2 protein-coding genes are annotated in these 4,998 nt (G+C 67.0%); both read right to left on the bottom strand.

The features are described from left to right. Window positions 1-748: 748 nt before the first annotated feature. The gene (locus tag AC07CM_RS50325) at window positions 749-1,600 is read right to left on the bottom strand and encodes an SCO2400 family protein (RefSeq protein ID WP_478883274.1); all 852 of its coding nucleotides are present in this window, start codon (window positions 1,598-1,600) and stop codon (window positions 749-751) included. 1,634 nt (window positions 1,601-3,234) lie between these two features. Further along, entirely contained in the window at window positions 3,235-4,482 is a 1,248-nt protein-coding gene (locus AC07CM_RS50320) for an IS701 family transposase (protein WP_478883273.1), read from the bottom strand. Window positions 4,483-4,998 lie beyond the last annotated feature (516 nt).

Below are 4,998 nucleotides of genomic sequence, written 5' to 3'. Positions count from 1 at the left end.
CGCTCCGCATACTGATTCGCCGAGCCGCCACCCGCTACCGATGGGACAGCCGTCCCACCACACGCCGACTCAAGTGATCCATTTGCCCGTCGGTCTAACTCCACAATAACCTGGGGAGAAATTTTGGCGCCGTCTGCCGGGCTCGCTGGCGGAACTGCTGGGTCCCGCCGACGGAGTTGCGGAGCCGACGGCCACGGTTGTCTGGACTGCGTGCCTTTGACCTCAGCAACGAACGCCAGCGCATGAGCCTGTACTGTCCTTACCGAAGGCCTGCGCGAGGTCCTGTGCAGCCTGCTGAACCGCGACACCCTCCTGCAGCTGTGGCCCACACTGCGCCGGAGCTTGTGAACAGCGGCGGCGCTCGCCTGGTCCTCGGCGGCGATCGCCGCCGCCCTGTGGCGCCGCGCCTCCGCCACCGAACTCAGCACCGGCGAGAGTTCGGGCACGAGAATGTCCACCGTAATCGCGGCCGGAGGGACCCGACGGCTTCGGCGACGAGGTTACGCGCCATGTCTTCCGCACCCTCAAGAGGCGGCACTGGCTCTGGAGGTCGAGGCGGGGGATGTCGACGGTCCACCGTCGGCCGATACGGTGCAGCATGACCTGGAATTCATAGCGGGGACTCATGAGGACGACCTTCTCGGCCTCCACTCCCTACCGACGGCCGGGGCCGGTTCTGACGGGCTGACATACGAATTGCGAACTCCGCTCCCTACTTTCCGCCGGGAACGGCTGGGCGCAGGCGAGGTCAGCCGAGGCACAACCCGAGCAGACAGACCTCTGTCGGCGACGTTGACATCCGTGATGGGCTGGTCCGGGGTGCGTTCGGCTTCGTGCCCTCGCCTGTCGCAGTGGTCGACGGCTGTTGCGCCGTCGTACCGGAGTGGTCGGGGGCTGTGTCGCTGCCGGCCGGGGTAGTGCTCTGCGGCTGCGGGGGCGTCGTTGCGGTCGGGCGGGCAGGAGTTGCGGTGTGCGGCCGGGCGATCGGTGACGTCGTGGGGGGTGGTGCCGCGAGGGGCTCCTGCCGCGGTGCGTTGGTCGGCGTCGGCGACTGCGGCCGGGAAGGGGCGTGTGACGGCCGCTGAGTGTGTTGAGCCGTCGCCGGTGCGGTGGCCGCAGGCTGCTGCTCGGGCGTCCGCTTCGGCGCGGTGCCCCCCCGGTCGTCCGGCGCCACGGCTGCCTGTGCCCGGTCGGTGGAGTGCCGGTCCATCATGGCAATGCTCAGGCCGCCTCCGACGAGTGCGACAGCGCTCGCGACCGCCGCCCGGCGCTTGTTTTTCCTCCAGCGGGCCAGCCGGCGACGGCGTGCCGCACGTCCTTGTCGTGCGGGCGGCAGGTCCTCGACGTTGGCGGCGACTTCGAGGGCTATGCCCAGGGCAGTGCTGGACTCCGCGTCGCTGTCCAGGAAGCTGTCGTGCCACGTCCGGGAGGCCGCAGAGTCCCGGTGAGCCATTGTGGCCGGTCCGGCGCTCATCATTGCCGGGGCCGACCTGCTGCGGCCGTCGGTGTCGGGCGGCGCGATGTCTGGGGCGTAGGCGCCGCACCCGGGGCACATCAGGGCGCCGTTGAGGTGCCGACGGCATGAGGAGCAGTAATCCATCTGCGGTTTTCCAGCCTTCTTTGCTCGGTGTGCCGGCGGCCCGCCGGGCCACCGCCTGGTCCTTGAGTGAGGACGGGACACGCGGATACCCGCGCTGGGTTCGCCTACGGCGGCGACTCGCGCCACTCCGGCTGACCAGCTGCAACAGCTCCGGTGATGTCGTCCCAGCGGCCTACTTGCTGACTTGCATTCCGTCCGGTCAGCAATTCCGCTGCCTGGTGCTGCGTGTGTTCCGCAGCGAGTTGAGCTTCGGCGACGGCGTCACCCCGTTCGCGTATCAGGTCCTCATAGATCGGCAGATCGTTTTCAGTTGAGCTATGTGTCATGGGCGGCCCAGTTTCATGGCGATCAATAACGAGGGCGGTCCGCCGGTCCACTGGCAAGCTGGTTGAGCCAGGCAGCGATCCCGTGGCCGATCAACAAATAGATGACAGTCGGAAGGTCGTAATTAAGGACAATGGGTAAACTCCCCATGTCCATCGTGAAAATGTCCTGTGGTCACCAGGGTGGCCTGTCGGCCCCGCCCCGCACGAATCCGACGAACACATGCGCACGGTTCCATGTTGTTCAACGAGAAATCCGATCTGACGTAGTGCCGAGTACACGCGCTCGCGCCAGGCGCCGAAAATTTAGCCGTGTCGGCACCTCGCTTTCTTCCTCCTTCTGCGTTCCGCATGCACTGTGGCGTTACACCACCGTCCGTGATGCCCCAAATATGGCTGCCTATACGGCCACTTACCTAAATGTTCACGCGGCAGGGCACTTTTCCGGACTGAATGCAGGGCTGTGTTTTGGGTGCCGCCGCAGTCTCCAGCCGTCGGCGTTTGTGCAGTTCGTGACCAAGGTATGAAAAAGGCCAGTGCGTCCATTCATAGGGGTGTCGGTCTCGCAATCATCTGCGTCCCCCGCGGCATCCCTGACGTCCGATGCGCTGTTAGAAGTGACCCCCGTCGGGGTCACGACGCCCTTCCTCCGAGGGAGACCTGCCCCTGCCTTCCCGGCTTGGAGAGCCGTGGAGCGGTGGGCGTGCCAGGGGTGTGACGGCCCGGCACTCCAGTGCGCTGTAGGAGTGGGCCCAGGCCCCAGGGGACCCCGAGGCACCTGCTCACCCCCGTTTCGAGTGGGCGGTCACGCAATACGGGGCAGGCAGGCGAGACCCCGTCGTCTGCCTGCCCTACGCATACCTCCTCGAGAAGGTGTCCAGTCCGAGAGGGAGTGTGCATCGGGCCTGGCCAACCGAGACCCAAACAACCGGAAACCATGACCACCCCCACCTCGTCATGGGACTCGTCGACGGCTGGTATCTGGCTCAGGAACGCACCTTGCGCGGCGTCCTGGTCCCGGCCGAGGCAGCAGTCATTTCGGCCCATTCAATTCCGCTGCCGCGTACTACAGCCGGAGATCTTGAGGATCGGTGATCGGTGAGACCGGATGATGGTTGGCCCAGGCTCGTAGATGGTGCGGGAGAGGGTCGCCGCGGCGGCGGTAGTGGCTGACGAGGGCGCGGGTCTGGTGGAGCCGGCGCCAGAAGTCGCAGGCCAGGATGGTTTCGACGGGATGGTGGGGGTTGAGGTGGGTGGTGGCGAGGCAGTGCCGGATGGCGTGGGCCGAGGGCCGCAGGAGCGGTCCGGGGATCAGCCGGTGGCCTCGCTCTCGGCCGTGACAGGGGCTTTTCCCGGGGTGCCATCGTGGTCCGGATCGGCTTCGGCTTCGGCTTCGGGGAACGCTGCGCGCTGGACGGCGAGGAATGCGGTGGCGAGCATGCATGCGGTGACGTGCCGGTGCCAGGGAGTCCACTTGCGGACCTGGTACTGGTCGAAGCCGACGAGCTGCTTGTTGAGCTCGTTGTCCTCCTCGATCTGCCAGCGGCCGCCGGCCCGGGCGATGATCTCGGACACTGTGGCGTCGGCGGGTGCGTGGACGAGGAAGTAGGCAATCTCACGGTGGAGTTGCCCGTCTTTGCCCCGCCGGTTGGGGTGCGGGGACCTGCGCAGGACCAGCCAGTGCGCGTGGCCCTCGGCCGGTGTCTCGCTCTTGACGTCGACGGCGAACGCGGTCCAGTCGTAGATCCGTTCACCCTTGGCGCCGTACCCGCAGGAGCGGCGTTCCCACTGGTCACGGACCTTTGCATAGTGCAGGAGGTCGTCGGCGCGCTTCACGGCCGGCAGACGGGGCTTGCCCGGCGGGCCGTCCAGCGGCAGGTCGACGGGGACGCCCAGAACGTAGGGCAGGGCCCGTTCGTGGCAGAAGGCCCGAAGCTGCGGATCACGCCCGTAGCCGGAATCGGCCAGCACCCAGGAGAAGGGGACACCAGCGACCAGGGCATCGGCGAGCATGGCGATGGCCAGCTCGGGCTTCGTGGCGAAGCCGGTCCCCTCGGGGACACCGGCCTCACGGCACCGCTCCCGGTCCGCCGTCCACTCCTCAGGCAGGTAGAGGCGGCGGTCGAGGAAAGCGTGCCCGGCCCCGGCGGCGTAGGTCAGCATGACCATGGTCTGGCAATTGCGAACATCCCCGGTCAGCCCACAGTGCTGGAAAGCCACCCCGACCGATTTGCTGCCCTTCTTCTGAGCCTGGGTGTCGTCGATGACCAGCGACGCCTCCGCGTCGCCGAGGTGTTCCACGACGTAGTCGCGGACCGCATCACGCAACCGGTCGGCGTCCCACACCGACCCGTTCAACAGCCACTGCATCCGGTCCGCCGTCGCATGCCCGGCCCGCTCGGCCAGCGTCCAGCCGTTCTTCTTCGGCAGCTCCGCCAGCAGTCCCTCGATGAACTGCGCGAACACCACCCGCGGCTCCGGCCGGTTAAACAAGTACCCCAACGAGCCTGTCAGTTTGACCAGTTCGCCACGCCACTGGGCTATCAGCTCAGCCGTCACATCCCGCATCATGCCCAGTCAACGACAGCTCCGGAGCACGGTCACAAGATCTCCGGCTGTAGTACGCGGCGCCTACGTCTCCGCCCTTGCCCTCCCTCACCGGCATCACATCGATACCCGCGGGCCAGACCCCGGCGCCATCGCCTGCTCTCCGTCCGCCAGGACGCCACCAAGGCCGACCCCAGTGGCGACGAGGGCGGCGAGTGACCAGGCAAGCACGACAGTGACTCCTCCTCATAGATGACTCCGTTGGGAAAACCGTAAACCGGGCTGGGTGATCAGGCTGCCAGGTCGAGTGTGGCGAGGTGTGAGGTTCTCGTTGTGTCGAGGGGTGTGTCGGTGAGCCAGGCGTCGAGGCAGATGAGGGCGATCGCGGTGGCGGCGAGCACGTTTGCCTAGATGGCTTGGCCAGGCCGGTGTAGTGACGGCGGCCATGACAAGCTCCCCATAGGCGGCCATTTACCGCCCCACTGATGGCCACGGGATTCCCCGGGTACGGCCAGATTTCTCCCCGCT

The organism is Streptomyces sp. NPDC044061 (assembly GCF_056434305.1).
Note: the sequence above shows the minus strand (reverse complement) of the source record. Positions and strands in the feature narration are given on the sequence as shown.